Annotated in this window: 26 protein-coding genes; 8 read left to right on the forward strand and 18 right to left on the reverse strand. The window is 60.3% G+C overall.

The genetic code is table 11. The features are described from left to right. Positions 1-108 precede the first annotated feature (108 nt). From ACZZZU_RS00900 to fnr, 3 genes are all read right to left on the reverse strand, one after another. On the reverse strand, positions 109-927 hold the full coding sequence (locus tag ACZZZU_RS00900; protein ID WP_241000626.1) for a metal-dependent hydrolase: 819 nt from the start codon (positions 925-927) through the stop codon (positions 109-111). 217 nt (positions 928-1,144) lie between these two features. Next, on the reverse strand, positions 1,145-1,693 hold the full coding sequence (locus ACZZZU_RS00905) for an adenine phosphoribosyltransferase (RefSeq protein ID WP_122495439.1): 549 nt from the start codon (positions 1,691-1,693) through the stop codon (positions 1,145-1,147). A gap of 55 nt (positions 1,694-1,748) precedes the next feature. Next, the gene (gene fnr / locus ACZZZU_RS00910) at positions 1,749-2,483 is read right to left on the reverse strand and encodes a fumarate/nitrate reduction transcriptional regulator Fnr (RefSeq protein ID WP_122450594.1); all 735 of its coding nucleotides are present in this window, start codon (positions 2,481-2,483) and stop codon (positions 1,749-1,751) included. Positions 2,484-2,614: 131 nt separating this feature from the next. Between fnr and ACZZZU_RS00915 the strand changes: the two genes are divergently transcribed. Then, positions 2,615-3,070, forward strand: a complete 456-nt coding sequence (locus ACZZZU_RS00915) for a hypothetical protein (protein WP_463549433.1) — start codon at positions 2,615-2,617, stop codon at positions 3,068-3,070. Between the two features lie 8 nt (positions 3,071-3,078). On the opposite strand, the gene ACZZZU_RS00920 is transcribed toward ACZZZU_RS00915, so the two are convergent. From ACZZZU_RS00920 to ccoN (ACZZZU_RS00975), 12 genes are all read right to left on the reverse strand, one after another. After that, on the reverse strand, positions 3,079-3,774 hold the full coding sequence (locus ACZZZU_RS00920) for a sulfite exporter TauE/SafE family protein (protein ID WP_122495443.1): 696 nt from the start codon (positions 3,772-3,774) through the stop codon (positions 3,079-3,081). After that, a complete protein-coding gene (ccoS, locus tag ACZZZU_RS00925) occupies positions 3,767-3,988 on the reverse strand; it encodes a cbb3-type cytochrome oxidase assembly protein CcoS (protein WP_463549434.1) in 222 nt (73 codons plus the stop codon). Before ccoS ends, ACZZZU_RS00920 begins: the two co-directional genes overlap by 8 nt. A gap of 25 nt (positions 3,989-4,013) precedes the next feature. Further along, a complete protein-coding gene (locus ACZZZU_RS00930; RefSeq protein ID WP_463549435.1) occupies positions 4,014-6,443 on the reverse strand; it encodes a heavy metal translocating P-type ATPase in 2,430 nt (809 codons plus the stop codon). Positions 6,444-6,462: 19 nt separating this feature from the next. Next, positions 6,463-6,999 (reverse strand): FixH family protein, encoded by a 537-nt coding sequence (locus ACZZZU_RS00935; RefSeq protein ID WP_463382960.1) that lies wholly within the window; start codon positions 6,997-6,999, stop codon positions 6,463-6,465. Positions 7,000-7,077: 78 nt separating this feature from the next. Further along, positions 7,078-8,493: a cytochrome c oxidase accessory protein CcoG gene (gene ccoG / locus ACZZZU_RS00940; protein WP_463549436.1), complete on the reverse strand. Its 1,416-nt coding sequence runs from the start codon at positions 8,491-8,493 to the stop codon at positions 7,078-7,080. A gap of 209 nt (positions 8,494-8,702) precedes the next feature. Then, complete coding sequence (ccoP, locus tag ACZZZU_RS00945) at positions 8,703-9,692, reverse strand: cytochrome-c oxidase, cbb3-type subunit III (protein WP_122495453.1); 990 nt, start codon at positions 9,690-9,692, stop codon at positions 8,703-8,705. After that, on the reverse strand, positions 9,689-9,880 hold the full coding sequence (locus ACZZZU_RS00950) for a cbb3-type cytochrome c oxidase subunit 3 (protein ID WP_110614741.1): 192 nt from the start codon (positions 9,878-9,880) through the stop codon (positions 9,689-9,691). The genes ccoP (ACZZZU_RS00945) and ACZZZU_RS00950 overlap by 4 nt, the downstream gene beginning before the upstream one ends. 5 nt (positions 9,881-9,885) lie before the next feature. After that, positions 9,886-10,497: a cytochrome-c oxidase, cbb3-type subunit II gene (ccoO, locus tag ACZZZU_RS00955; RefSeq protein ID WP_122495455.1), complete on the reverse strand. Its 612-nt coding sequence runs from the start codon at positions 10,495-10,497 to the stop codon at positions 9,886-9,888. Beyond that, entirely contained in the window at positions 10,497-11,939 is a 1,443-nt protein-coding gene (gene ccoN, locus ACZZZU_RS00960) for a cytochrome-c oxidase, cbb3-type subunit I (protein ID WP_122495457.1), read from the reverse strand. Before ccoN (ACZZZU_RS00960) ends, ccoO (ACZZZU_RS00955) begins: the two co-directional genes overlap by 1 nt. Positions 11,940-12,360: 421 nt before the next feature. Next, positions 12,361-13,278 carry a cytochrome-c oxidase, cbb3-type subunit III gene (gene ccoP / locus ACZZZU_RS00965; RefSeq protein ID WP_122495459.1) on the reverse strand — a complete coding sequence of 306 codons (918 nt, stop codon included), beginning with the start codon at positions 13,276-13,278 and terminating at the stop codon, positions 12,361-12,363. Positions 13,279-13,295: 17 nt separating this feature from the next. Further along, positions 13,296-13,907, reverse strand: a complete 612-nt coding sequence (gene ccoO, locus ACZZZU_RS00970) for a cytochrome-c oxidase, cbb3-type subunit II (protein ID WP_122495461.1) — start codon at positions 13,905-13,907, stop codon at positions 13,296-13,298. A gap of 12 nt (positions 13,908-13,919) precedes the next feature. Further along, positions 13,920-15,344, reverse strand: coding sequence for a cytochrome-c oxidase, cbb3-type subunit I (gene ccoN, locus ACZZZU_RS00975; protein ID WP_463382955.1), 1,425 nt, complete (start codon positions 15,342-15,344; stop codon positions 13,920-13,922). Positions 15,345-15,391: 47 nt separating this feature from the next. Between ccoN (ACZZZU_RS00975) and ACZZZU_RS00980 the strand changes: the two genes are divergently transcribed. Continuing rightward, entirely contained in the window at positions 15,392-16,072 is a 681-nt protein-coding gene (locus ACZZZU_RS00980) for an alpha/beta family hydrolase (protein WP_463549437.1), read from the forward strand. Between the two features lie 134 nt (positions 16,073-16,206). Then, positions 16,207-17,004, forward strand: coding sequence for an acyl-CoA thioesterase (locus ACZZZU_RS00985; RefSeq protein WP_463549438.1), 798 nt, complete (start codon positions 16,207-16,209; stop codon positions 17,002-17,004). Here the strand turns inward: ACZZZU_RS00985 and ACZZZU_RS00990 are convergent. Then, positions 17,001-17,447: an Lrp/AsnC family transcriptional regulator gene (locus ACZZZU_RS00990; RefSeq protein ID WP_463549439.1), complete on the reverse strand. Its 447-nt coding sequence runs from the start codon at positions 17,445-17,447 to the stop codon at positions 17,001-17,003. The two genes, ACZZZU_RS00985 and ACZZZU_RS00990, sit on opposite strands and share 4 nt — an antisense overlap. Positions 17,448-17,587: 140 nt before the next feature. On the opposite strand from ACZZZU_RS00990, the gene ACZZZU_RS00995 reads away from it, so the two are divergent. Next, a complete protein-coding gene (locus ACZZZU_RS00995; RefSeq protein WP_463549440.1) occupies positions 17,588-18,484 on the forward strand; it encodes a DMT family transporter in 897 nt (298 codons plus the stop codon). 14 nt (positions 18,485-18,498) lie between these two features. Here ACZZZU_RS00995 and ACZZZU_RS01000 read toward each other — a convergent pair whose 3' ends face one another. Both ACZZZU_RS01000 and ACZZZU_RS01005 read right to left on the reverse strand, forming a co-directional pair. Next, a complete protein-coding gene (locus tag ACZZZU_RS01000) occupies positions 18,499-19,377 on the reverse strand; it encodes a copper resistance protein B (RefSeq protein WP_463549441.1) in 879 nt (292 codons plus the stop codon). Beyond that, a complete protein-coding gene (locus tag ACZZZU_RS01005) occupies positions 19,374-21,086 on the reverse strand; it encodes a copper resistance system multicopper oxidase (protein ID WP_463549442.1) in 1,713 nt (570 codons plus the stop codon). Before ACZZZU_RS01005 ends, ACZZZU_RS01000 begins: the two co-directional genes overlap by 4 nt. Positions 21,087-21,264: 178 nt before the next feature. Here ACZZZU_RS01005 and ACZZZU_RS01010 point away from each other — a divergent pair, with 178 nt between their 5' ends. The 4 genes from ACZZZU_RS01010 to ACZZZU_RS01025 are packed head-to-tail and all read left to right on the forward strand — an operon-like array spanning position 21,265 to position 25,922. Continuing rightward, the gene (locus tag ACZZZU_RS01010; protein WP_463549443.1) at positions 21,265-22,554 is read left to right on the forward strand and encodes an NAD(P)/FAD-dependent oxidoreductase; all 1,290 of its coding nucleotides are present in this window, start codon (positions 21,265-21,267) and stop codon (positions 22,552-22,554) included. 14 nt (positions 22,555-22,568) lie between these two features. Next, complete coding sequence (locus ACZZZU_RS01015) at positions 22,569-23,126, forward strand: helix-turn-helix domain-containing protein (protein ID WP_122495476.1); 558 nt, start codon at positions 22,569-22,571, stop codon at positions 23,124-23,126. Between the two features lie 23 nt (positions 23,127-23,149). Beyond that, positions 23,150-24,511 (forward strand): glutamine synthetase family protein, encoded by a 1,362-nt coding sequence (locus tag ACZZZU_RS01020; RefSeq protein ID WP_463549444.1) that lies wholly within the window; start codon positions 23,150-23,152, stop codon positions 24,509-24,511. Positions 24,512-24,554: 43 nt separating this feature from the next. Beyond that, positions 24,555-25,922 carry an aspartate aminotransferase family protein gene (locus ACZZZU_RS01025; RefSeq protein WP_463549445.1) on the forward strand — a complete coding sequence of 456 codons (1,368 nt, stop codon included), beginning with the start codon at positions 24,555-24,557 and terminating at the stop codon, positions 25,920-25,922. Positions 25,923-26,393 lie beyond the last annotated feature (471 nt).

Raw genomic sequence — 26,393 nt, forward strand, 5'->3', positions numbered from 1 at the left:
CGGGAGAGGGCTAGGGAGAGGGTTTAGATCTTCGCAACAAAACCCTCTCCCCAACCCTCTCCCGCAAGCGGGCAGAGGGGGCCGATTGGCGATAGGTGGACGGAAGCGTTAACCACTAAACCCCAACCGGTCCTTCCAGCGTTGCTCCAGCACCTTGGTGTCGTGGTCGAACGGGTGGAAGCCGGGGCGGTAGTAGTCGAGGTACGGCAGAATCAGCTTGGTCAAAAAGCCGTTGCGCAGGCTGAACAGGGTTCGCAAACCACGGCCCCAGCTTCGCAGGTTGAACAGCTGACGGTCTTTGCGCAGCAGGTGCACTTGAAACCATCCGATGACGCCGAAGAAAATTACCGTCGAGATCGCCATCATCGCCACGCGCGTGAAGTAACCACCGCCTACCGCTTGGTAAGCGTCGTAGCACACGGCTTTGTGCTCATTCTCTTCAATCGCGTGCCACATCCACAGCTGGTACATCTTCGGATCGTCGATCTGCGTGGTCAGGTCTTCGCGCAGCAGCAACTGCTGGGCCATGGTCGCGGTGAAGTGTTCCAGGGCGCAGGTGGCGGCGAGGCGCTGTTTCTTGGTGGTGATTTTGGTTACCCACTCCAGCAGCACTTTGATGCGCAGCTCGAGTTTTTCCAGGTTGATATCGTGCTTGGCGGCGTATTCGTTGTAGGTCGCATGCTCTTTGGAGTGCATGGCTTCCTGGCCGATGAAGGCGCTGATGTCTTTCTTCAGCTGCGGCTCGGTGATGGTGTCGCGCACGGCACGCACGCTGTCGACGAAAAACATCTCGCCATAGGGGAACAGTGACGACAGGTTGTTCATGAAGTGGGTCATGAACGGGTCGCCGCTCCACCAGTATTTTTCAGTTTGCGAGAAGCTGAAGTCCATGCGCCGCACGGGAAAGCTGGCGTTGGGTTTGGTCATTTTGGAAGGCGTTGGAATCGCGTTCATAAAGGCTCCGGGGATCGCCGGCGGCGATCTCTTGTTGTTGTACGGCTTGGGCGGAATCACTGGTTGCTATCACAGCCGATTGCTTTCAATGATTGGCCCAAGCTGACAACACGAACACCCAACCTAAGTGCAGCGCCCCGGGCAACAGGGTTGACCGGGGCGCGCGCAGGTAACAGGTGGAGCCCGACGTTTAGCGGTCGGAGAGAGCGAAGCTGGTGAGGCAGAAGGTGGAGATGCCGGCGTCTTGCAACTTTTGCGAACCGCCGAGTTCTGGCAAATCGATAATGGCCGCCGCTTCGAACACCGTGGCGCGCATGCGTCGAACCAGTTTGGTGGCCGCCAGCAGCGTGCCGCCCGTGGCGATCAGGTCATCGAAAATCAGCACCGAGTCGCCTTCACACAGACTGTCGGCGTGCACTTCAAGAAACGCTTCGCCGTATTCGGTCTGGTAGCCCTCCGCCAACACGTCAGCCGGTAACTTGCCTTGCTTACGGAATAGCACGAGCGGCTTGTTCAAGGCGTAGGCGATGATCGAACCGATAAGAAAACCGCGCGCATCCATGGCGCCGATGTGGCTGAAGTCTGCTTCGACATAACGCTGAACGAAGCTGTCAGCGACCATGCGCATGGCTTTGGGTGACTGAAACAGCGGGGTGATATCGCGAAAAATCACGCCGGGCTTGGGAAAGTCCGGCACGGGGCGAATCAGGGATTTGATGCTGAAGTCGTCGGAGATCATCGCGGGGGCCTGCTAGCGTGGCAAAGGCGCGATTCTAACAAGCCGCGCGCGCTGTTTACTCGTCGAGATTGCCGCCTGCGAGGGCGCACAGCTGAGCGGCATCGAGAATCTGCACTTCCTTGCCGTCGGCGGCGATCAGATTGCTCTGCTGAAAGCGAGTGAAGACCCGCGACACCGTTTCCACCGCCAGACCCAGGTAATTGCCGATTTCGTTGCGCGACATGGCCAGGCGGAACTGGTTGGCCGAGTAACCGCGCGCGCGGAAGCGGGCGGACAGGTTGACCAGAAACGAGGCGATTCGCTCGTCAGCGGTTTTCTTCGAGAGCAACAGCATCATTTGCTGATCGTCGCGAATTTCCCGGCTCATGATGCGCATCAATTGGCGACGCAGTTGCGGCAGTTGCAGCGACAGGTCGTCCAGTTTTTCGAAGGGGATTTCACACACCGTAGTGGTTTCCAGCGCTTGCGCGGAGTTGGGATAAGACTCCTCGTCCATGCCCGACATGCCCATCAGCTCGCTCGGCAGGTGGAAGCCGGTGATCTGCTCATCGCCAGCATCCGAGACGCTGAAACTGCGCAAGGCGCCGGAGCGGACGGCGAACACCGACGTGAAGGGGTCGCCCTGGCGAAACAGAAATTCGCCTTTCTTCAGGGGGCGACCGCGTTTGACGATGTCGTCCAACGCATCCATGTCTTCCATATCCATCGACAACGGCAGGCACAAACCGCTGAGGCTGCAATCTTTGCAATGCACGGCCGGTAGGCCGCGGGCTTTAATCATTTCACTCATTGCGAGGGATCCTTAACTGGCCAAGCACGCACAAAGCGTAAGGGTATCAGCTTAGGACATAGACGGGCCATGCGCCTAAAGTTCGCCGGGCTCTCGCCGACATCCTTGTGTCGCTACGAGGGAGAAGGGAAATGTTGCCGATCAACAGCAGCGCGGTCATCGGGCATCTGGCTCAACAAGTGGCAGCCAAGGTGGCGCGAGATCCGGATGCACCGGCAGACATGCAAACCGCTTTGGAAAGCATAAAAGTGACTCTGTCGGAGCGGGCTAAGCAAATCAAAGAGGCCGGTGAAAAGAACAAAGACATCGATGAAAGCAGCCTGCCGGACAACGTTAAGCAAGCGCTGAAAATGATCCGAGAAATGCGTCAGCAACTGGCCGAGAAGCAGGCCGAGCTTCAAGCGCTGATGGCCGATCAGGAGCTTACGGACGAGGAAAGAATGCAGAGAGCCCAAGGCCTGCAGAGTGAAATTGCCTCGCTCAACGGGGCCATTTCCACTGCCAACGGCGCGCTGCTTCAGGCCATTCATGACGCGGCCTTGTCGCCGGATCAACTACAGGAAATGTCCGGTTTGATGATGGCGTGATTCGCCAATCAATGATGCATCGCGTGGCCCATTAGCCACGCTTGATGCGGGCCCGGCAAGGTCCACAGCCCAAACACAATCACCAACACACCACCGGCGACCCGCACGTTGCGCTTGCGCAGCACAGCGGTGAGGCGTTCTGCCGCCATGCCGGTGGCCAGCAGCACCGGCCACGTGCCCAAGCCAAACGCGAGCATCAGCAAGCCACTGTTTAGTGCATTGCCCTGGCTCGCCGCCCACAGCAAGGTGCTGTAGACCAACCCGCAAGGCAACCAACCCCACAGCGCGCCGAGCAGCAAGGCGCGCGGCACACTCGAAACCGGCATCAAGCGGCTGGCGAATGGTTGGATATGACGCCATAAGCCGCGTCCCAACGCTTCAATTCGCGTAAGACCGCTCCACCATCCGGCCAGATACAAGCCCATGGCGATCAGCAACAACGCCGCGACAATCCGCAACACCATCACCGCCGGGCTGTTGGCCACGGCCCAACCCGCCATGCCGATCAGCAAGCCGGCGCAGGCATAACTCAGGATGCGGCCGAGGTTATAGGCCAGCAGCAAGCGAAAGCGCCGGCTGCGTTGTTCGGGAGGAATGGCAAGCGTGAGCGCGCCCATCAAGCCGCCGCACATGCCCAGGCAATGCCCGCCGCCAAGCAGACCGAGAATGACGGCCGACACCAATAAGGGGGCTAGCTCAAGCACGGGGCGGTTCCTGCTCGTCTTGGTCGGACTCGCTGTGGCCGCTGGCCTGGTCGACGCCGGCCAGGTGATTGGGGTCCTGGTCGTCAAACAGAATGCTGTGTGCCGGGCCGTCGAGGTCGTCGTATTGGCCGCTGTCGACTGCCCAGAAAAAAATATAAATGCACACCGCGACGATCATCAGCGCGATTGGAATCAACACGTACAAAGCGGGCATAAAAGCTCCGAGTGCGAAGGGGCGGTCAGGCGACGACTGCAGGTTGCGGCGTGGCGCGATGACGGGTCAGGCGCAGGGCGTTAAGCACCACCGTAAGCGAGCTGATCGACATGCCCACTGCGGCCCAGACCGGCGTTACCCAGCCCAGGGCGGCAAAGGGCAACATGAGGCCATTGTACAGGCAGGCCCACAGCAGGTTCTCGATGATCACATGACGTGTACGGCGGGCGAGGGTGAAAGCCTGTACCAGTGCGTCCAGGCGATTGGATAACAGCACCGCGTCGGCGCTGGTTTTCGCAAGGTCGGTGGCTGAGCCCATAGCCACACTGATATCCGCAGCGGCCAGCACCGGCACGTCATTGACGCCGTCGCCCAGCATCAACACTTTTCGACCTTGGCCATGCAGTGTTTGCAGCATCGCCAGTTTGTCGTCCGGGCGCAGGCCGCCATGGCTTTCATCGATGCCCAGTTCCGCCGCGACACTGCCGACCATCGGTGAGGTGTCGCCAGAGAGCAGCAACGTTTTCCAGCCCCGCGCCCTACAGGCGGCCAGCAGAGCAGGGGCATCAGCCCGCAACCGGTCGTCGAGTACAAACCAGGCGATTGGCCCTGCGCTATCACCCAGAAGTAGCCATTGTCCGGCTTCGTCGGGCATGACCGGAGCGGGTTGTCCACTCAACTGTGCGACGAAGTCAGCGCGGCCAATGCGCAGGCGTCGACCGTCTACTGCACCCTCTAAACCAAGGCCTGGCATGCTGACCACGTTTTCTGCCGCCGCCGGGGCGCGGCCGAAGGCACGGGCAATCGGATGTTCGGAGTGGTTTTCCAAGGCCGCAGCCAAGGCCAGACAGGCATCGTCGCTTTCACCGTTTAACGCACGGATCGCACGCAGAGTCAGGCGGCCTTCGGTGAGCGTCCCGGTCTTATCGAAAATCACCGTGTCGATCTGGTTGAGGCCTTCCAATACGTGGCCGCGTGTCAGCAGTAGGCCCAACTTGTGCAGCGTGCCGGTGGCGGCGGTCAAGGCGGTAGGGGTCGCCAGGGACAGCGCGCAGGGGCAGGTGGCAACCAGCATGGCCAGTACCACCCAAAACGCGCGGCTTGAATCGAGGTGCCACCACACCGCGCCAATCACGATTACAGCCAAGAGCGTTGCCAGCAGAAACCACTGCGCGGCGCGGTCGGCCATTTCTGCCAGTCGCGGCTTGTCGGCCTGGGCGCGGTCAAGCAAACGAACAATGGCTGAAAGGCGAGTGTCAGGCCCTAAGGCCAGCACCTCCACTTGCAGCGGGCCTTCTACGTTTAGCGTGCCTGCGGTGACGTGGTCGTCGACGTCACGGGGCCGCGGTAGGTATTCGCCGGTCAGCAGGGATTCGTCGACGCTCGATTGGCCCTGGGTAATGCGGCCGTCTGCCGGCACTACGGAACCTGGCTGAATCAACACGTGGTCGCCCAGTTGCAGTTCACGCAGCAGAATGCGCTCACTTTGGCCGTCGGCGTCCAAGCGCAAACACGAGGCCGGCAGCAGGTTGACCAGTTGCGCAGTCGCCGCCGCCGTGCGCTGACGGGCGCGGCGTTCAAGATAGCGGCCGGCCAACAGGAATAGGGCGAACATGCCGACTGCGTCGAAGTACAGTTCGCCAACGCCGGTGATTGCGGTCCAGATACCCGCCACATAAGCGCTGCCAATGGCCAGCGAAACGGAAACATCCATGGTCAGATGTCGGGTGCGCAAATCGCGGAAAGCGCCTTTGAAAAACGGCGCGCAGCTGTAGAAAACAATGGGCGTGGTCAGGAACATCGCCACCCAGCGCATGATTTGGTGCAGTTCAGGGCTCAAGTCGATATTGAATTCGGGCCAGGTGGCCATGGTCGCCATCATGGCCTGGAACCACAGCAGGCCGGCTACGCCCAGTTGCCGCAAGGTCAGGCGATTCTCGGCGGCCAACTGCTCGGCTGCCCGATCGGCCTGGTACGGGTGGGCCGCGTAGCCTATGTGGCGTAACTCGCTGAGCAAGGCGCTGAGCGGTAATTGGCTGTCTGCCCAACGTACTTGCAACCGGTGGTTTGACAAGTTGAGACGGGCTTCGGCGACGGCGGGCAATTGCCTGAGGCGATGCTCTATAAGCCAGCCGCACGCTGCGCAGCTGATGCCTTCAAGCAATAAGGTGGTTTCGGCGAGGTCGGCCTGATGGTGGACGAACGCTTGTTGCACATCGGCGCGGTCGTATAGCTCTAGCTCGTCCTGCAACTGCTGCGGCAACGCTTGCGGGTTAACCGACGCTTCGCTGCGATGGCTGTAGTAGCTTTCCAGACCGCCCGCAACAATTGCCTCGGCTACCGCCTGGCATCCAGGGCAGCAAAATTCGCGGCGCTCGTTAAGCACGGTCGCACAAAAACGACTGCCGGCGGGAACCGGCAGGCTGCAGTGGTAGCAGGGAAGGAGAGCGCTCATTCAGCGGGTCGACTATGGCTTAGCGCTGTTCTGCTTCGGCGCCAGGAATCGGTTCGTCGCCCAGTTTCAGCTCAACGCCAGCGCCGACTTTTTCTTCCTCGAACAGGCGCCAGGTTTGCTCGCCTTGCTGTCCGAGCAACTCAACGAACCGGCGTCCTTCGACGGCTTCCGGCAGTTGCCCGATGTAGCGATTGGGTTCGCTGCTGCTGCGCTTGAGCGTCAGATGGCGATCTTTCTCGGCTTGGGTCGGAGAAATCAGGTTCATTTCAATGGTGTCGGGACGGCTGTCGCCGGTGAGGATCAAGCTGACTTCGCCGGTCACCTCATCCAACTGGGCACGCGCTTCGAGGTGCAAGTCTTTGGCCAGGCGCTCGCGGTCGAGCGAGCGGCTGATGCCTTTGCCAGCCTCGTAGTAGTTGTCAGTGACCAGCGTGTCCTGACCCTCTGCGGCGATAAAAACCATGTGCATCGTCAGGCCCACGGAGGTGGCCAACATGCCAATGATGATCCAGGGCCACATGTGTTTGTACCAGGGACTGCTTGCTGTTGCGGGCATTGATCTAGGACTCTCTGTAATCGTTGGCCCAGCTCGACCGGGTGTCCGAGCGGGGCGCTAGTGTAAGCAGCAATCGGCTCAGCGCATATGCGGGCCAATGAAGCGGCTCTTCGTTTCGATGTGGGTGTCCGGGTCGTCTGCGCTTTCCAGCACGAAAATGACTTCATTTGTGCTTGATGGCAGTTTTTCAGGCGCCACCGACAGTTCAATTGGTTGGGACACGATTTCGCCCGCATCAACGGTGAACTCGCGCTTGCCGGCCAACTGCAGGTCATCCAGGCCTTTAGCGCTCAGAACGTAGGTGTGCGCGTGCTGGTCCTTGTTCATTATTTTCAGGTTGTAGACGTTTTCAATGCGCCCCTCGGCGTTTTCGCGGAAAAGGACACGGTCTTTACTGACATCGAAACCGGCCAATGGACGCAGCACGAAGGCTGTGGCGAGCAGGCCCATCATGGCCATTAACGCAATTGCATAGCCGATCAGACGCGGCCGTACCAAGTGGGTTTTCTGCCCCGAGAGGTTGTGTTCGGTGGTGTAGCTGATCAGGCCGCGCGGGTACTCCATCTTGTCCATGACGGTGTCGCAGGCGTCGATACAGGCGGCGCAACCGATGCACTCGATTTGCAGGCCGTCGCGGATGTCGATGCCGGTGGGGCATACCTGAACGCACATGGTGCAATCGATGCAGTCGCCAAGGCCTTCGGCTTTGTAATCCGCATTCTTTTTACGTGGTCCACGACGTTCGCCGCGACGTGGGTCGTAGGAAACGATCAGCGTGTCTTTGTCGAACATCACGCTCTGGAATCGTGCGTAAGGGCACATGTAAATGCACACCTGTTCGCGCAGCCAACCGGCGTTTCCGTAGGTGGCCAGGGTGAAAAACCCGACCCAGAAATAGGCCCAGCCGTCCGCTTCGCCGGTAAAAAATTCAATGGTCAGATCGCGTATTGGAGAGAAGTAGCCAACGAAGGTAAGGCCAGTCACAAAGCCGATTAACAACCACAAGCTGTGTTTGCTGAATTTGCGCAGAAATTTGTTGGCGCTCATCGGCGCTTTGTCGAGTTTCATGCGTTGGTTGCGGTCGCCTTCGGTAACTTTTTCGCACCACATGAAAATCCAGGTCCAGACGCTCTGCGGGCAGGTGTAGCCGCACCAGACGCGCCCGGCAAATACCGTGATGAAGAACAAACCGAACGCGCTGACGATGAGAATGCCGGAGAGCAGGATGAAATCTTGAGGCCAGAAGGTTGCGCCGAATATGTAGAACTTGCGTTCCGGCAGATTCCACCAGACGGCCTGATGGCCAGCCCAGTTAAGCCATACGGTGCCGAAGTAGAGGAGGAAAAGGCCGGCACCACCGAGCATGCGCAGGTTGCGGAAGAAGCCCGTAAAAGCGCGGGTGTAGATTTTTTCCCGGGAGGCATAGAGCTCTACGGATTTATCCGCAGGTTTGGAAGACGGAGTGATGTCTTGAACCGGAATCTGCTTACTCATCGATACGTACCACGGCAGTGGAGAAAGCCTCGTCGATGCTTGCCGACGGAGGTCAAAGCGACTAATGCGCTCTAAATTATACGCGCTGAATGCAGGGTTATTGCTGCGACGTGGCGTCGCGTGAGTCTGGAATGATGCAGGGGAGGGTGCAGCGAGGGGGTTGCATCAGGAGTCTGCCGTGTAGGCAGACTCCTAAGCAGCGCATCGAATTACTCGGCTTGCTCTTTTTCAGCGTCCGATTTGTTGCCATGCGACAAGCTGTAAACGTAGGCCGCCAACAGGTGGACCTTGTCTTTGCCTTGCAGTTGCTCTTGAGCAGGCATCACGCCCTGACGGCCGTAACGAATGGTCTGCTGCAGTTGAGCAAAGCTCGAACCGTAGATGAATGCCGCCGGGTGAGTCAGGTTAGGTGCGCCCATTGCTGGGGTGCCTTTACCTTCCGGACCGTGGCAAGCCACACAGTTAGCTGCAAAGATTTTCTGGCCATTGGCCGGATCCGCTTTGGCATCTTCTGGCAGCTTGCGGCCGTCCAGTTGAGTCAATACGAACGCGGCGACATCGCGAACGCCTTGGTCACCAATCACGGTGCCCCAAGCCGGCATCACTGCGTGACGACCGCCCAAGATCGTGGTTTCGATGGTGGCCGCTTCGCCGCCCCAGCGCCAATCAGCGTCGGTCAGGTTAGGGAAACCGTAGTTACCTTTGGCGTCAGAACCGTGGCAGACCGAACAGTTGGAAGCGAACAGGCGACCGCCCATTTTCAGGGCTTGCGGGTCTTTGGCCACTTCTTCAATTGGCATTGCTGCGAACTTGGCGAAGATTGGGCCGAACTTGGCGTCAGCCTTTGCCATGTCCTTTTCCCACTCGTGCACACCGGTCCAGCCTGGCTGACCGTTCGAGAACTCTTGTTTAGTCTCGTTGTTGAGGTAGGAATAGCCCGGCAGCACGCCTTTCCAGTTGCCCAGGCCAGGGTAGAGGACCAGGTAACCGAGGGCGAAAATGATGGTCAGCACGAACAGCCAGAACCACCATTTCGGCAGCGGATTGTCGTATTCCTCGATGCCATCGAAGGAGTGGCCGACGGTTTCGTCGGTGGTTTCAGCACGTTGGCCTTTGCGCGTGGATAGCAAGATCCAAGTCAGCGTGGCGATGGTGCCCAGGGTAAGTACAGTGACGTACAGACTCCAGAAGACGGTCATTCTTTGTTACTCCTAGAAGCTTGCTCTTGCTCGACGTGCTTAATGGCTTCGGGATCATCCGCGAACGGCAATAGTGTGGCTTCGTCGAAGTCCTTCTTGCGTCGGCCGCTGAATACCCAGAGAGCCAAGCCTACGAACGCCACCATCACTACTACGGTGCCAAGACCGCGAATCATCCCGATGTCCATACCCGTCACCGTTTGCTTTTGATGATGGTGCCAAGCCCTTGCAGGTAGGCGACCACAGCATCCATTTCAGTTTTGCCTTTGACCGCTGCTTGAGCGCCAGCAATGTCTTCGTCGGTGTAAGGCACGCCCATGGAACGCAGTACTTCCATTTTCTTGGCGGTGTCTTTGCCGTCGAGCTTGTGTTCAACCAGGAACGGGTAGGCCGGCATGACCGACTCCGGTACCACGTTGCGCGGGTTGTAGAGGTGCGCGCGGTGCCAGTCATCGGAGTAACGACCGCCAACACGGGCCAGGTCCGGACCAGTACGTTTGGAACCCCACAGGAACGGGTGGTCCCATACGCTTTCGCCGGCTACCGAGTAGTGACCGTAACGCTCGGTTTCGGCACGGAACGGACGGATCATTTGCGAGTGGCAGCCCACACAGCCGTTGGCGATATACACGTCGCGACCTTCCAACTCCAGGGCGGTGCGCGGCTTCATGTTTTCCACCGGCTTGTTGGTAACGTCCTGGAAAAACAGAGGAACGATCTGGGTAAGGCCGCCAATGCTGACGGCGATAACCATGAAGAAGGCCAGTAGGCCGATGTTCTTCTCGACTACGTCATGATTTCTCATCAATGAGCTCCAACTACAGCGATCTGAGCGGCGGCTTCGGCTTCAGCTGGCTGGGAGGCGCGCACGGTACGGAAGGTGTTGTAAGCCATCAGCAACATGCCGGAGGCGAAGAACGCACCGCCCATTGCCCGCACGATGTAACCCGGATGGCTGGCTTGCAGGGCTTCAACAAACGAATAGGTCAGGGTGCCGTCTTCGTTGATTGCGCGCCACATCAGGCCTTGAGTGATGCCGTTTACCCACATCGAAGCGATGTACAGCACGGTACCGATGGTGGCGAGCCAGAAATGCGCGTTGATCAAACCAACGCTGTGCATTTGTGGGCGGCCCCAGAGTTTCGGGATCATGTGGTACAGGGCACCGATTGAGATCATCGCCACCCAACCCAAAGCACCGGCGTGTACGTGGCCAATGGTCCAGTCGGTGTAGTGCGACAGGGAGTTAACGGTTTTGATGGCCATCATCGGACCTTCAAAGGTCGACATGCCGTAAAACGCCAACGAAACGACCAGGAAGCGCAGGATTGGGTCGGTGCGCAATTTATGCCAGGCGCCCGAGAGGGTCATCATGCCGTTGATCATGCCGCCCCAGCTTGGTGCCAGCAGAATGATCGACATGGCCATACCCAGCGACTGAGCCCAGTCTGGCAGAGCGGTGTAGTGCAGGTGGTGCGGACCGGCCCAGATGTACAGGGTGATCAGCGCCCAGAAGTGCACGATGGACAAGCGATACGAGTAGATCGGACGCTCGGCTTGTTTCGGAACGAAGTAGTACATCATCCCCAGGAAGCCGGTGGTCAAGAAGAAACCTACTGCGTTGTGGCCGTACCACCATTGGATCATGGCGTCGGTCGCACCGGAGTACAGCGAGTACGACTTGAACAGCGACACCGGCAGCGACATGTGGTTAACGATGTGAAGCATCGCCGTTACCAGAATGAAGGCACCGTAGAACCAGTTACCGACATAGATGTGCTTGGTTTTGCGCTTGATGATGGTGCCGAAAAACACCGCAGCGTAGGTCACCCAAACCACCGCCAGCAAAATGGCCAGCGGCCATTCCAGCTCAGCGTATTCCTTCGAGGTGGTGTAACCGAGCGGCAGGGTGATACCCGCGCCGACGATAACGGCTTGCCAGCCCCAAAAGTGGAAGGAAGCCATGCTGTCCGAGATCAGACGCGTCTGACAGGTACGTTGAACAACGTAGTAGGAAGTTGCGAAAAGAGCACAGCCACCGAAGGCGAAGATCACCAGGTTCGTATGCAGGGGGCGCAGGCGACCAAAGCTCGTCCATGGCAGACCGAAGTTCAAATCCGGCCAAACCAGTTGCGAGGCGATGAATACGCCCATGCCCATGCCAAGGATCCCCCAGACCACCGTCATGATGGCGAACTGGCGGACCACCTTATAGTTATAAGCAGTCGGACTGATTGCTGTGCTCATTCTAAGGTTCCACGGTTTAGGGTGTTTTTTAGGGGGGTAAAAATCGGCGGCAAGTATGTAGAAACGACGTAGTCATTGCAACGTCACAGGCCGCTGCGATAAGGCTTTCAAGCACATGAAACCAAGTATTTCGCCCTCTAAATGAGGTTGGTTCTCAGGTGTTCGCCCTTATCCCTAACCGTCCAATTATGTGTTGTGTGCCTCATAGCAAACACTGACGGCTAATGCGCCAGCATAGTTGAACAAAACTGACCTTGACGGTTATCAATCCTGGGGGTGCGACACTGAGTCGCAGCCGTTGCGCAGGCGAGGTTGTCCGTTCGGTCAACTCGCTCGACCCGAACATTTACGGCGTTTATTGCGCGTCATTGGAAGAACAGGACCCGCAGTCCGTCGCGCCATGTTCTTCCGTTGGCCGCTGTTATTGCGGGTGAGACAAGCTCAACACGTAAGCGGCCAGCACATGGACTTTGTCGTTGCCCAAGTATTGCTCTTGCGCTGGCATTTGGCCGTTGCGGCCATGGCGGATGGTTTGCTGCAGCTGCGCCAGGCTGCTGCCGTAAATCCATCCAGCTGGGTGGGTGAGATCAGGAGCGCCCATCGCCGGCGTGCCTTTACCTTGCGCGCCGTGGCAGGCCTGGCAGGTGCTGGCGTAAACAGTAGCGCCTGCGGCGAGATCGGCATCGCTGTCGGCCGGGGCGGGGAGACCTGCCAGCTCAGTGCGCACGTAAGCCGCGACATTTTTAACCCCCGCGTCGCCAATAACGGGGCCCCAGGCAGGCATGGCGGCCATGCGGCCATGAAGAATGGTGGCTTTGACTGTCTCGGCATCCCCACCCCAGCGCCACAACGTATCGGTCAGGTTAGGGAAACCGACGGTGCCTTTCGCGTCTGAGCCGTGGCATACCGAGCAGTTGGTAGCGAACAGACGACCACCGATTTTCAGCGCTTCGGGATCTTTGCTCAGTGCATCCAACGGCGTGGCAGCGAGGCGGGCGAATAGCGGACCGTATTGCGCGTCGGCCTTGTCGATTTCCCGTTGCCACTGATTTACCTGGGTCCAGCCGTCGCTGTAGCCCGGCAATACGCCCTTCCAATTTCCGAGGCCCGGATAAAGGAGCAAATAAAGGAAAGCAAACAGGATGGTGCCGACGAACAACAGAAACCACCAGCGGGGCAGTGGGTTGTCGTATTCCTCAATGCCGTCAAATGCGTGGCCCATGGTTTTGTCGCCGCCGTTTGGCGTTTCGCCGCTGCGGGTGGAGAACACCAGCCAGAGCAGCGCCAGTAGGCTGCCTAGCGTGAGCACACAAACGTACCAACTCCAGAAAACTGTCATGTCCGAATTCTCCTCGCTCAGCGCTTGTTCTTGATGGCAGTACCAAGCATCTGCAGGTACGCGACCAGCGCGTCCATCTCGGTTTTGCCCTGTACCGAGGCGCTGGCGCCTTCAATATCTGCGTCGCTATAAGGCACGCCCATCAGGCGCATGACCTTGAGTTTCGCGGCCGTGTCTTTGCCGTCGAGCTGGTGTTGCACCAGCCACGGGTATGCCGGCATTTTCGATTCGGGCACGACGTTGCGCGGGTTGTACAAGTGCGCGCGGTGCCAGTCATCCGAGTAGCGACCGCCGACGCGGGCGAGGTCCGGCCCGGTGCGTTTTGAACCCCACAGAAACGGGTGATCCCAGACGCTTTCACCGGCTACGGAGTAATGGCCGTAGCGTTCGGTTTCAGCACGGAAGGGGCGGATCATCTGGGAGTGGCAGCCTACGCAGCCTTCGCGGATGTAAATGTCGCGCCCTTCAAGCTGCAGTGCGGTGTACGGCTTCATGCCATCGACCGGTTTATTGGTCACGTCCTGGAAGAACAGCGGCACGATTTGCGTCAGGCCGCCGATGCTGACCGCCAGCACCATGCACAGGACCAGCAGGAATACGTTCTTTTCGAGTACTTCATGTTTGCTCATGGCCGTTTCTCCTCAAGCCATCTGCGCGGCGCTGGCGATTTCCGCCGGCTGCGCGCTGCGCACGGTGCGCCAGGTGTTGTAGGCCATCAGCAGAACGCCGATGAGGAAAATCGCACCACCGACCATCCGTACGACGAAGCCCGGGTGGCTGGCTTCCAGCGCTTCCACAAAGGAGTAGGTGAGCGTGCCGTCGGTGTTGATGGCACGCCACATCAAACCCTGGGTGATTCCGCTGACCCACATCGAGGCGATGTACAGAACGGTGCCGATAGTGGCGAGCCAGAAGTGGGCGTTGACCAGGCCCATGCTGTGCATCTGTGGGCGGCCCCAGAGTTTTGGGATCATGTGATACAGCGCGCCAAAGCTGATCATTGCCACCCAGCCGAGTGCGCCGGCATGTACATGGCCGATGGTCCAGTCGGTGTAGTGGGAGAGGGCGTTGACGGTTTTGATCGCCATCATCGGGCCTTCAAAGGTCGACATGCCGTAGAAGGCCAGCGAAACCACGAGGAAGCGCAAGATCGGGTCGTCGCGCAACTTATGCCAGGCGCCCGAGAGGGTCATCATGCCGTTGATCATGCCGCCCCAGCTCGGTGCCAGCAGTACCAGCGACATCACCATGCCCAGCGACTGAGCCCAATCCGGCAAAGCCGTGTAGTGCAAGTGATGAGGCCCGGCCCAGATATACAGGGTGATCAATGCCCAGAAGTGCACGATGGAGAGGCGGTACGAGTACACCGGGCGGTTGGCTTGCTTGGGCACGAAGTAATACATCATTCCAAGAAAGCCTGCGGTGAGGAAAAAGCCCACGGCGTTGTGCCCATACCACCACTGAATCATTGCGTCGGTGGCGCCGGAATAGAGCGAGTACGACTTGGTCAGCGTGACCGGCACCTCCAAGTTGTTGACGATGTGCAGCACCGCGACGGTGAGAATAAATGCACCGTAAAACCAGTTGCCGACATAGATGTGCTTGGTTTTACGTTTGAGCAGCGTGCCGAAGAACACCACTGCATAGCCAACCCACACCGCAGTAATCAGCAGGTCGATGGGCCATTCCAGTTCCGCGTATTCTTTTGAGCTGGTGTAGCCCAGCGGCAGGCTGACGGCGGCGAGCACGATCACCAATTGCCAACCCCAGAACGTCAACGCGGCGAGGCGTGGCGCGAATAGAGCGGTTTGGCAGGTGCGTTGAACGGTGTAGTAGGAGGTGGCGAACAACGCGCAGCCGCCGAAGGCGAAAATCACGGCGTTGGTGTGCAGGGGGCGCAGGCGCCCGAAGCTTAGCCAGGGCAGGTCGAAGTTCAGCTGTGGCCATACCAGTTGGGAGGCGATGAATACGCCCAGGCCCATGCCGACGATGCCCCACACCACCGTCATGATGGCGAACTGGCGAACCACTTTATAATCGTAAGCGGTCGTGGTTGTTGTGCTCATGTCAGGCCCATCCGCGGATTTCTCTAGTTGTTGAAGGCGGCGCAAGCATGGCGAAAGGGATAAGCGGCGATATTGATCTGTATCAAGTGGTTTCCGCCGATGGAATACCCGCCCCGTTGATGTGGAACAAACCCGAGGGCGCGTCTTTCGCGACGTTGATCCTTGCGCACGGCGCGGGTGCGCCGATGGACAGCCCGTTTATGACGTCCATCGCCGAACGCCTTGCAGGGCAAGGCGTAATGGTGGTGCGTTTCGAGTTTCCTTATATGGCCCAGCGACGCATCGACGGAGGCAGGCGGCCACCCAATCCGCAGGCGCGTTTGCTCGAAACGTGGCGTGCGATTTATGCCGGCGTGCGCCAACAGGTCGCAGGACCGTTAGCAATCGGCGGCAAGTCCATGGGCGGGCGAATGGCCAGTTTGCTGGCGGACGAGCTGCAGGTGGATGCACTGGTGTGCCTGGGTTACCCGTTTTATGCCGCGGGTAAACCGGAAAAACCCCGCGTCGCGCATTTGGCCGATTTGCGTACGGCAACGCTGATCGTGCAGGGCGAGCGTGACGCCCTTGGCAACCGGGCAACGGTTGAGCAGTACAGCCTGTCCGCGCACATTGAGCTGTGCTGGCTGGCTGCGGCCGACCACGACCTCAAGCCGCTAAAAGCGTCCGGCTTCACCCATGACGAGCACTTGCAAAGCACCGCCGCCAAGGTGGCCGAATTTCTTCGTTAGCCAGCGCGTCGCCGGTTCAGGCGAACAAAGGTCAAATCCCCACGCCAATTGGCTAAACCGGCACATTCAGCGGCTTCCGTCCTGCGGCCTACATCCCCTACCATCGGTTACGCATTTTTCTGTCCGAGATTTCTATGACTTTTTCCGAGTTGATTCAGGCCGTTCGCACCAATCCTCAAGCCGTGGTGGTGCCCGCTGAGTGGGGCCAAGGCCGCGCGGGTTTTGGTGGGTTGGCGGCGATGCTGGTGTACGAAGCCATGCGCGCGGCCGTGCCGGAAGGCCGCCCGGTGCGCTCCCTGGCCATCACTTTTGTGGGGCCATTGGCGGTGGATACACCGGTCAGCCTGGAAGCCGAAGTGCTACGCGAAGGTAAAGCCGTCAGCCAGGTGCTGGGCCGCGCGGTCCAGAACGGTCAGGTGGTGACTATCGTGCAAGGCAGTTTCGGCGCCTCGCGCGAATCGGCTATCAGTGTTCAGGCCGAGCCAGCGCCGAGCATGAGGCCGGTCGACGACTGTCCTGAGTTGCCCTATGTGAAAGGCGTAACGCCAGAGTTCACACGCTACCTGGCCATGCGTTGGGCCATTGGCGGCATGCCGTTCAGCAACAATCCGTCGCGCGAAATGGGCGGCTATGTGCGCTTGCGTGGTGAGGAAACGGTCAGCGCCGTTGATGAATCGCACCTGCTCGCCCTGGTCGACGCCTGGCCGCCTGCGGTATTGCCGCATCTGCGCACGCCAGCGCCTGGCAGCTCGCTGACCTGGACCATCGAGTTCGTGCAGCCGGTGCCCAAGCTGACCACCGAAGACTGGTGTCTCTACCGCGCCCAAATCGAACATGCCCGCGACGGCTATGGCCACATTGCCGCGCAGCTGTGGACGCCTGCCGGTGAACTCGTCGCGTTAAGTCGCCAGACCGTTACCGTCTTCGGCTAACCCGGCAACTCCATGGGCGGCAACCGCCGTTTCACCGGAGTTTTTTTGACGATGGCGGTGTTGGTTTCGGCGTAGTGATTGAGGCGATCGAGCAGGGTGTCTAACTGCTCCATCGAGCGCACGTGCATGCGTGCATAGAAGCAATCCTCGCCCGTCACCTTGTCGCACTCGGTGAATTCGCCAATCGCTTGAATCTGCCGCTCCACTTCCTGCAAACGCCCGGGCAACGGGCGTATTCGCACGATGGCCTGAAGTTGATAGCCGAAGGCCTTCGCGTCGACATCCACGGTATAGCCGCGCAACACGCCGCGCTCCTCCAGCCGACGCAGGCGCTCGGCGACGCTGGGCGAGGTCAGCCCGGTGATCTGCGCGAGCGCTTTCAGTGAGCGCCGCGAGTCTTCCATCAACGCTTCAATCAGTTGCTGATCAATCTTGTCGGTCATGGCGTTCTGCTTGTAAGAAAGGCGGAATGGGTAAACCACCCACGATTAAAAAGGCATACGCCTATATACGCCTTTCGTTTCGTCTGGAGAACCGGCGTGGCGGCCGGCGATACTGTTGCCACTGATTCGAGGAGGCCGCTATGCACGACACACAACGACGCGGGATGGTGGAAATGGTCGCCGCCATGCTCATTTCCGGAACCATCGGTTGGTTTGTTCTGATCTCGGGGCGGCCGGTGCTGGAGGTGGTGTTCTGGCGCTGCCTGATCGGCGCCGTCACGCTGCTGGTGATCTGCGCCGCCATGGGTTTTTTGCGCGCCGGCGTATTAACCCGTGCGACCTTTGCCTTGGCTGTGCTCAGCGGCGTGGCCATTGTCGGCAACTGGTTGCTGCTTTTCGCCGCTTACTCGGGTGCCTCGATTGCCATCGCCACGGCGGTCTACAACCTGCAGCCGTTTATGTTGGTGGGCCTGGCAGCGCTGTTTCTAGGCGAGCGGATTACCCGCGTGAAAATCACTTGGTTGAGCGTGGCGTTTCTCGGCATGTTGGCCATCGTCAGCGCCCACGGCGCGGACGCTGAAAGCGGCCCCAATTATCTGCTGGGGATCGCTCTAGCGTGCGGCGCGGCGTTTCTGTACGCCATTGCCGCGCTGATCATCAAACGTCTCACCGGCACGCCACCGCACCTGATTGCTCTGATTCAGGTGTGCACCGGCGTGCTGATGTTGGCGCCGTGGCTCAACACCGAGGCGCTGCCGACCGCCGCCGTGGCGTGGGGCAGTTTGCTGACGCTGGGCGTGGTGCACACCGGCGTGATGTATGTGCTGCTCTACAGCGCCATTCAGCGACTGCCGACGGCGCTGACCGGTGCGCTGTCGTTTGTGTACCCCATTGCCGCAATCCTGGTCGACTGGGTGGCCTTCGACCATCGCTTGAGCGCGCTGCAATGGCTGGGCGTCAGCATGATTCTGCTCGCTGTCGCCGGCATGCAACGTGGCTGGGCGCCGCGCCGCTGGAAAAGCGCGGCAGCGGCGTAGGAGCAGGGGCACCGTCAAAACCAGGCGCGAACCCCAAGCACCAGTCGCGCCTCGGCGTCGTCGTCCTCGGCAGGCGTATTGCCATGGCTCTTGTTCCAGGTAAGGCCCACATACGGCGCGAATTCGGGTCGCACTTGATAGCGCAAACGCAGCCCAAGTTCCGTGTTACTTAGCCCTGAACCCACCTCACGCGCTTCATCGTTTTTGCCGTAGATATTCGCCTCGGCCAGCGGCTGAAGGATCCAGCGGTTGGTCAGCAGAAGGTCGTATTCGGCTTTCAAACGCAGGGCGCTTTGGCTGCTTTCGCCGAGGTAGGCCGTGGCCTCGGTTTCCAGGCCGTAGAGTGGCGTGCCTTGAACGCCGAGCGCGGCCCAGGTTTGTGCCGGGCCGGGTTTGAAGTCTTGCCTGACACCGAGCACTACGTCCCACCAAGGGCTGAGCGCATGGCCCCACAGGGCTTGCAGTTCGGCTTTGTCGGTGCGGCCATCAAGGCGTTCACCTTCGCTGCGCAGCCACAACCGATCAACGTCGCCGCCAATCCAGCCATCCACATCCCACGCCAGGGCACTGCCGGCGTCGAGGTGTTGCCATTCCAGGCGGTCGACCAATAGGTAGTGATTCAGCCCTTGGTCGTGGCTGTCGTGACCGCTGTGCAGCGGTGGGAAGGCGGCCAGACGATCCGCCTCGGTGACAGGGCGAATCGGTGTTCGGCTCTGGCTGGCGGTCGGTAACGGCGTGCTGCCCGCGCTCATGTCGTGGTCCATGGCGCCGTGGTCCATGCCTGACATATCCATGCCCTGCATGCTCCCGTGCATCGAGTGGTCCATCGTCTCGGCGGCGTGGGCGCTGGTGGCCAGGGCGGCGGCCAGCGTCAGTGAAATAAACGGCTTCATGTCGGCTGTCCTTCTTCCACGCGCACTTCGCGCATCATGCCGGCGCTCATGTGCATGAGCAGGTGACAGTGATAGGCCCAGCGGCCGAGGGCATCGGCGGTGACGCGATAACTGCGTTTAGTGCCGGGCGGCATGTCGATGGTGTGTTTGCGCACCTGAAAGTTGCCGTGCTCGTCCTCCAGGTCGCTCCATAATCCGTGCAGGTGGATGGGGTGGCTCATCATCGTGTCGTTCACCAACACAATGCGCACCCGCTCACCGTAAGCGAGGCGAATCGGCTCGGCCGCCGAAAACGGCACGCCGTCGAACGACCAGGCGAATTTCTCCATATGGCCGGTCAGGTGAATTTCTAACGTGCGGCTGGGCTCGCGACCGTCGGGGTCGGCAAAACGGCTGCGCAGGTCGCCGTAGCGCAGCACCCGGCGGCCGTTGTCACGCAAGCCCAGGCCGGGGTCGTCGAGCTTGGCGCTGGGCTGCATCGTTTGCATGTCCACCAGCGGGTTGTCGGTTTCGCTAGCCGGATGGCTTTGCATGCCGGCCATTGCCGAGTGGTCCTTGCGGGCCATTTGGCTGTGGTCCATGGTCGCCATGGCGCCGTGATCCATGCCCATATCGGCCATGGTCAGTTGCGGGCGTGGGTCCAGCGGCGGCAGTGGCGCGCGCAGGCCCTGGCGAATGGCCAATGTGGCGCAGGCATAGCCGCTGCGGTCCATGGCCTGGGCGAACACGGTATAGGCCTCGGCGTGTTGCGGTTGCACGATGACGTCGTAGGTTTCCGCTGGCGCCAGACGCAATTCGTCGACAACAACCGGCTCGACGTACTGGCCATCGGCGGCCACCACCGTCAACTGCAAACCGGGAATGCGCAGGTCGAAATAGGTCATGGCGCTGGCGTTGATCAGGCGCAAGCGCAGGCGTTCGCCCGGTTGGAACAGGCCGGTCCAATTGCTATCGGGAGCATGGCCATTGACCAGATAGGTATACGTTTGACCGGTAATGTCGGCGATATCGGTGGGCGTCATGCGCATCTGCGCCCAGCTCAGGCGCTCGCTGAGCGTGGTACGCCAGCCATCGCGGCCGACATCGTCAATAAAGTCGCCGAGGGTGCGTTTATGGCCGTTGTAATAGTCGGCCTGCTTTTTCAGCGTGGGCAGCAGCCGATTGGGGTTTTCGTCGGTCCAGTCGCTAAGCAGCAGCACATGCTCGCGGTCGTAGGAAAACGGCTCCGGTTCGCGCGGATCAATCACCAGCGGCGCATACAGCCCGGCCTGTTCCTGCACCCCGGAATGGCTGTGATACCAGTAGGTGCCGTGCTGCTGCACGGTGAAACGGTAGGTGTACTGACCATTCGGCTCGATGCCGTCGAAGCTCATGCCGGGCACGCCGTCCATGTTGGCCGGCAGCAAAATGCCGTGCCAATGCAGCGAGGTCACGTCGCTCAGGCGGTTTTTTACCCGCAGCGTCACGGTGTCGCCTTCACGCCAGCGCAGCAAAGGGCCGGGCAGGGTGCCGTTAATGGTGATGGCGCTACGCGGTGCGCCAGTGACATTGACCGGCGTTTGCCCGATGAGTAAATCGAATTCTGTGCCGCTGAGCGTGGCCGATTGCGTGGCGGCGCCCTGTGCCCATGCGGGTCGCCGCCATAGGCCCAAACCGCCGAGTACGGTGCCGGCGGCCAGGCTTTTTACAAAGGTGCGTCTGCTCGTCATAGGTGGATGTCCCGATCTCAACGTGGTGACTGCCCAGGGCGCAAAGCCCTGCGGGCGGCAGCCTCCAGCTTGTCACGGTGGCAAGGTCAAGACTCGCCGGTTGCCGTTGTAAGGTTTTTCCGCTAGCGTGCGTGAAATTATGAGAGATTAATTTCACGCCTGTGAATTTGGATGTCCTATGTTTCAGCGTTCCGCCCAGCACGTTGACAGCTACTACGCCTACAGCTGCGCCCACCTGCTAAAGCCTCGCGCCTCGCTGCAGGGTGAGCACAGCACCGAGGTGGCAGTAATTGGTGCCGGTTTCAGTGGTCTGCACACCGCATTGCGCCTGGCGCTGGCCGGCAAGCGTGTGACGCTGATTGAAGCCAGTCGTGTGGCCTGGGCAGCCAGTGGACGCAACGGCGGTCAGGCGATTCTCGGCTGGTCGTGCGACATGCCGCCACTGGAAGCCGCATTAGGGCTGGAGCGTGCGCGGCGCCTATGGGACAGCATGCGCTGGGCGGCGCAAGAGCTGCGCGGGTTGCCCGGCCGCCACGGCTTCGACTGCGACTACCGTGCCGGCCACCTGTGGACCTCCGTATTAGCAAGACGCACCGCCATCCTTCACGAATGGCAGCACGAGGCCAGTCACAAGTGGGGCCACGATGCCCTGCAATTTATTCCTCGCGACCAACTGCCCAAGTGGGTCGCCAGCGAGCGTTACCAAGCGGGCTTGTACGATCCCGAAGGCGGCCATCTCAATCCGCTGAAACTGGCCCTGGGCCTTGCCGCCGCCATTGAAGCGGCGGGCGGGCAGATTTACGAGCACAGCAAGGCGCTCAGTTACCGGCAGGAAGGCGCCGGTTACGTGGTGAAGACGGAGCAGGGCAGCGTGCGCGCCGACGTGCTGGTGCTGGCCTGCAATGCCTACATCGATGAACTGGATCCGCAACTGGCCAAGCGCGTACTGCCAGTCGGCACCTATCAGGTGGCCACCGCCGCACTGGACGAAGCGCAGGCCAAGGCGCTGCTGCCGACGGATGCGTGCGTCACCGACAACCAATTCGTGCTCGATTATTTCCGCTTAACGCCCGATCACCGCCTGCTGTTCGGGGGCGGCTGCACCTACCTCGGCGGCATGCCCAGCGACATTGCCGGCGCTACCCGACCGTTTCTCGAGCGGGTTTTCCCGCAACTGGCCGGCGTGCCCATCGAATTCGCTTGGGGCGGCCATATCGACATCACCCTCAAGCGCACGCCAGACATCGGTCGCGACGGCAACCGCTACTGGCTGCAAGGCTATTCCGGGCATGGCGTGCTGCCCACGCTCGCAGGCGCGCGGGCCGTCAGCGAGGCGATCTTGGGCGACGACGATTTGCTCAGCCTTTACCAAGGCCTGAACAACCCCGGTTTCCCTGGCGGCCGCTACCTGGCGGCGCCGTTGGAAGCGGTAGGCAAGGCCTGGTATCGCCTGCGGGACAGCCTGTGATGGAGCGCACCCCGATGACCAAAGAGGAAGAAATTGCCGCGCTGGCGATTTTGATTCACGACCTGCGCAAGCATAAGAACTACACCCTCAAAGAGCTGGCCGACAAAATCGGCCGCTCGGTGGGGTTTGTTTCGCAAGTTGAGCGTGGTTTGTCGCGCCCAACTGTGGCCGATCTCACCGCCATCAGTCAGGCGCTGGGCGTGACCACCACCTATTTCTACAACCTGGCCAAACCCAAGCAGGTGCCGTGGGTAACCCGGCCAGATGAACGCCGCACCTTGTACTTCGCCAACGGCATTACCGACATTCTGGTATCGCCCAACATGTCGGCCAGTTTCTCCATGCTCGAGAGCTTGCTGGAGCCGGGCTCCAGCTCCGGTGAACGAACGTTGAGCGACATTTCCGAGCAGGGCGGTTATGTGTTGGAAGGCGAACTGACGTTATGGCTCGCCGACTCCGACGAGCCCGTCACCTTGCGCGCCGGCGATGCCTTCCAGCTCGACCGCCACGCCCATTGCCGTTACGGCAACCGCTCTGAACACCCCACCCGCGTGCTGTGGGTGTACACATGATCAACGCTGAAGGAAGCCCCGTTATGACCGCCGTTCCCGTGAGCGCCGAGCACGCCGACCTGTTGGCCGAAGTGCGCGCATTTCGCCAGCGCCACCCCGAGGTGCGTTATGTCGACCTGATCTGCCTGGATATTCCGGGGCACTTCTACGGCAAACGCTACCCGATCGACATGCTCGAAAAAGTCGCCGCCGGCAGCGCTCTCAAGCTGCCGCAGAACTGCGTGCTGCTGGGCGTGCAGGGCGGTTTGTTCAAGATTGGCGATTACTGCTTCCACGACGGCGACCCCGATGCCGAGCGCCGCCTGGTGCCGGGCACACTCAAATTGGTCACCTGGGAAGCGCAGCCAGTCGGGCAAATGTTGATCACCTCCGACGGCACCGCCGCGTCGATTGAATTCGAGCCCCGTGAAGTGCTCGCACAGGTGCTGCAACGCCTGCGCAGCAAGGGCATTCACCCGGTGGTGGCGTTTGAGTTGGAGTTTTACCTGTTCGACAAAAAGCTGCGCGACGGCCTGCCGCAATTCCCCCGCGACGCGCTGAGCGACGACGGCGACGACATGCCGAATATGCACATCGAACGCCTCTCGCGTTTTGCGCCGGTGCTCGACGAGATGGTGGAGACCGCCCGGTTACAAGGCATCGACACCACCGTGATTACCGCTGAGCTAGGCCCGGGTCAGTTTGAAATCAACTTCGGCCACCTCGACGATGGGCTCAAGGCCGCCGACTGGGCTGCCTTGTTCTGCCGCAGCACCCGTGGCGTTGCACTCAAGCACGGCTATCGCGCCAGCTTTATGGCCAAGCCGTACCTCGAGCATCCTGGCAGCGGCATGCATGTGCACGTCAGCCTGTATGACGCCGAGGGCAACAATGTGCTGGCCGCCAATGAGCAACAAGCGCTGCGCCATGCCGTGGCCGGCTGCCTGGAATTGCTGCCGCACTGCATGCCGATTTTCGCGCCGAACCAGAACGCCTACCGTCGCCTTGGCGGCACGGTGAACGCCGCTACGCGTGCCAGTTGGGGTTACGAAGACCGCGATGCTTGCGTGCGCATTCCTGAATCGGACGCGAAAAATCTGCGCATCGAGCACCGTATTTCCGGCGCCGACGCCAACCCGTACCTGGTGCTGGCGGCTATTTTGGTCGGCCTCGAACAGGGCTTGGCCAACGGCCGCGAGCCGATTGCGCCGCTCAACGAAGACCGCAACAGCGGCCTGGATTTCCCCCTGGATATTCTCCAAGCCGTGCGGGACATGCAGCAGCAACCCGAGCTGCGCGCCGGCTTGGGCGCCGAGTTTGTCGACGTGTACTGCGAGAACAAGCGCCAAGACCACCTGGCCTTTCTGCAGGAAATCAGCGCCCGCGAATACCGCTGGTTCCTCTAATTTTTTCCGCCGGGCGCATCGCGCCGGGCCGTAAGGAGTGCGTATGAGCAAGTCAGCCAACAACCCGAAAACACTGGAATGGCAAGCGTTGAGCGACAGCCACCACCTGGCGCCGTTTAGCGATTACAAACAGTTGAAACAGGTCGGTCCGCGCATCATCACCAACGCCGACGGCGTGTACCTGTGGGACAGCGAAGGCAACAAGATTCTCGACGCCATGGCCGGCCTCTGGTGCGTGGCCATCGGCTACGGCCGCGACGAATTGGCCGATGCAGCTGCCAAGCAAATGAAGCAGCTGCCGTTCTACAACACCTTCTTTATGACCGCGCACCCGCCAGTGCTGGAACTGGCGAAAACCATCGCCGAGCTGGCGCCGCCGCACATGAATCACGTGTTCTTTACCGGCTCGGGTTCCGAAGGTAACGACACCATGCTGCGTATGGTCCGTCACTACTGGCAGGTGAAGGGCAAGCCGCAGAAGAAAGTCATCATCGGTCGCGTCAACGGCTATCACGGTTCCACCGTGGCCGGCGCCGCGTTGGGCGGTATGCAGGGCATGCACGAGCAGGGCGGCACGCTGCCGGACATCGTGCACATTCCGCAGCCGTACTGGTTTGGCGAGGGCGGTGACATGAGCCCGGCCGAGTTCGGCATCTGGGCCGCCGAGCAACTGGAAAAGAAAATTCTCGAAGTCGGCGAAGACAGGGTCGCGGCGTTTATTGCCGAGCCGATTCAAGGTGCCGGCGGCGTGATTATTCCGCCCGACACCTACTGGCCGAAGGTGCGCGAGATTCTCGCCAAGTACGACATTCTGTTCGCCGCTGACGAAGTGATTTGTGGCTTCGGCCGCACCGGCGAATGGTTCGGCAGCGACTATTACGGCAACACGCCCGACCTGATGACCATCGCCAAGGGCCTGACCTCCGGTTACATCCCCATGGGCGGCCTGATCGTCAGCGACAAGGTCGCGCAGGTGATCAACGAAGGCGGTGATTTCAACCACGGCTTCACCTATTCCGGTCACCCGGTGGCAGCCGCCGTGGCGCTGGAAAACCTGCGGATCATTCGCGAAGAAAAGATTCTGGAAACCGTACGGGCTGAAACGGCGCCTTACCTGCAACAGCGTCTGCGCGAACTGGCCGACCATCCGTTGGTAGGGGAAGTGCGTGGATTGGGCATGTTGGGCGCTATCGAGCTGGTGAAAGACAAAGCCACCCGCGCTCGGTACGAAGGCAAGGGCGTGGGCATGATCTGCCGTGGGCATTGCTTCAACAACGGCCTGATCATGCGCGCCGTGGGCGACACCATGATCATTGCGCCGCCGCTGGTGATCAGCAAAGCCGAGATTGATGAGCTGGTGGAGAAGGCGCGTAAGTGTCTGGATTTGACCTTGGCTGATTTACAAAACTAGACCGACAAACACCGTCATTCCCGCGCAGGCGGCGGTCCGACGATTCGGAATCCAGAGTTTTGGAGGTTACGGTGTCGTTTGAACCATCACCGAACCTGGATTCCCGCCTGCGCGGGAATGACGGGTGGAGAGAGCAGAGGTCGTGACATTCCGCAACCGGCCACCGCCCAGTACCAATTGACCTTGCTGGGGCACGCAAGTGTCTGCATTTGGCGTTCTCTGATTTACAGAAGCAGACCGTAAAAACACCGTCATTCCCGCGCAGGAGGGAATCCAGAGTTTTGGAGGTTACGGTGTCGTTTGAACCATCACCGAACCTGGATTCCCGCCTGCGCGGGAATGATGGGTGGAGAGAGCAGAGGTCGTGACATTCCGCAACCGGCCACCGCCCAGCGCCTAGTACCAATTGACCTTGCTGGGGCACGCAAGTGTCTGCATTTGGCGTTCTCTGATTTACAGAAGCAGACCGTA

This window comes from Pseudomonas sp. AC136, from assembly GCF_979258585.1.

What these genes read in the sequence shown, in the direction of transcription:
- ACZZZU_RS00900 (WP_241000626.1), bottom strand. Translation starts at nt 927, where the DNA reads ATGACCAAACCCAACGCCAGCTTTCCCGTGCGGCGCATGGACTTCAGC.
- ACZZZU_RS00905 (WP_122495439.1), bottom strand. Translation starts at nt 1,693, where the DNA reads ATGATCTCCGACGACTTCAGCATCAAATCCCTGATTCGCCCCGTGCCG.
- fnr (WP_122450594.1), bottom strand. Translation starts at nt 2,483, where the DNA reads ATGAGTGAAATGATTAAAGCCCGCGGCCTACCGGCCGTGCATTGCAAA.
- ACZZZU_RS00915 (WP_463549433.1), top strand. Translation starts at nt 2,615, where the DNA reads ATGTTGCCGATCAACAGCAGCGCGGTCATCGGGCATCTGGCTCAACAA.
- ccoS (WP_463549434.1), bottom strand. Translation starts at nt 3,988, where the DNA reads ATGCCCGCTTTGTACGTGTTGATTCCAATCGCGCTGATGATCGTCGCG.
- ACZZZU_RS00930 (WP_463549435.1), bottom strand. Translation starts at nt 6,443, where the DNA reads ATGAGCGCTCTCCTTCCCTGCTACCACTGCAGCCTGCCGGTTCCCGCC.
- ACZZZU_RS00935 (WP_463382960.1), bottom strand. Translation starts at nt 6,999, where the DNA reads ATGCCCGCAACAGCAAGCAGTCCCTGGTACAAACACATGTGGCCCTGG.
- ccoG (WP_463549436.1), bottom strand. Translation starts at nt 8,493, where the DNA reads ATGAGTAAGCAGATTCCGGTTCAAGACATCACTCCGTCTTCCAAACCT.
- ccoP (WP_122495453.1), bottom strand. Translation starts at nt 9,692, where the DNA reads ATGACCGTCTTCTGGAGTCTGTACGTCACTGTACTTACCCTGGGCACC.
- ACZZZU_RS00950 (WP_110614741.1), bottom strand. Translation starts at nt 9,880, where the DNA reads ATGGACATCGGGATGATTCGCGGTCTTGGCACCGTAGTAGTGATGGTG.
- ccoO (WP_122495455.1), bottom strand. Translation starts at nt 10,497, where the DNA reads ATGAGAAATCATGACGTAGTCGAGAAGAACATCGGCCTACTGGCCTTC.
- ccoN (WP_122495457.1), bottom strand. Translation starts at nt 11,939, where the DNA reads ATGAGCACAGCAATCAGTCCGACTGCTTATAACTATAAGGTGGTCCGC.
- ccoP (WP_122495459.1), bottom strand. Translation starts at nt 13,278, where the DNA reads ATGACAGTTTTCTGGAGTTGGTACGTTTGTGTGCTCACGCTAGGCAGC.
- ccoO (WP_122495461.1), bottom strand. Translation starts at nt 13,907, where the DNA reads ATGAGCAAACATGAAGTACTCGAAAAGAACGTATTCCTGCTGGTCCTG.
- ccoN (WP_463382955.1), bottom strand. Translation starts at nt 15,344, where the DNA reads ATGAGCACAACAACCACGACCGCTTACGATTATAAAGTGGTTCGCCAG.
- ACZZZU_RS00980 (WP_463549437.1), top strand. Translation starts at nt 15,392, where the DNA reads ATGGCGAAAGGGATAAGCGGCGATATTGATCTGTATCAAGTGGTTTCC.
- ACZZZU_RS00985 (WP_463549438.1), top strand. Translation starts at nt 16,207, where the DNA reads ATGACTTTTTCCGAGTTGATTCAGGCCGTTCGCACCAATCCTCAAGCC.
- ACZZZU_RS00990 (WP_463549439.1), bottom strand. Translation starts at nt 17,447, where the DNA reads ATGACCGACAAGATTGATCAGCAACTGATTGAAGCGTTGATGGAAGAC.
- ACZZZU_RS00995 (WP_463549440.1), top strand. Translation starts at nt 17,588, where the DNA reads ATGCACGACACACAACGACGCGGGATGGTGGAAATGGTCGCCGCCATG.
- ACZZZU_RS01000 (WP_463549441.1), bottom strand. Translation starts at nt 19,377, where the DNA reads ATGAAGCCGTTTATTTCACTGACGCTGGCCGCCGCCCTGGCCACCAGC.
- ACZZZU_RS01005 (WP_463549442.1), bottom strand. Translation starts at nt 21,086, where the DNA reads ATGACGAGCAGACGCACCTTTGTAAAAAGCCTGGCCGCCGGCACCGTA.
- ACZZZU_RS01010 (WP_463549443.1), top strand. Translation starts at nt 21,265, where the DNA reads ATGTTTCAGCGTTCCGCCCAGCACGTTGACAGCTACTACGCCTACAGC.
- ACZZZU_RS01015 (WP_122495476.1), top strand. Translation starts at nt 22,569, where the DNA reads ATGACCAAAGAGGAAGAAATTGCCGCGCTGGCGATTTTGATTCACGAC.
- ACZZZU_RS01020 (WP_463549444.1), top strand. Translation starts at nt 23,150, where the DNA reads ATGACCGCCGTTCCCGTGAGCGCCGAGCACGCCGACCTGTTGGCCGAA.
- ACZZZU_RS01025 (WP_463549445.1), top strand. Translation starts at nt 24,555, where the DNA reads ATGAGCAAGTCAGCCAACAACCCGAAAACACTGGAATGGCAAGCGTTG.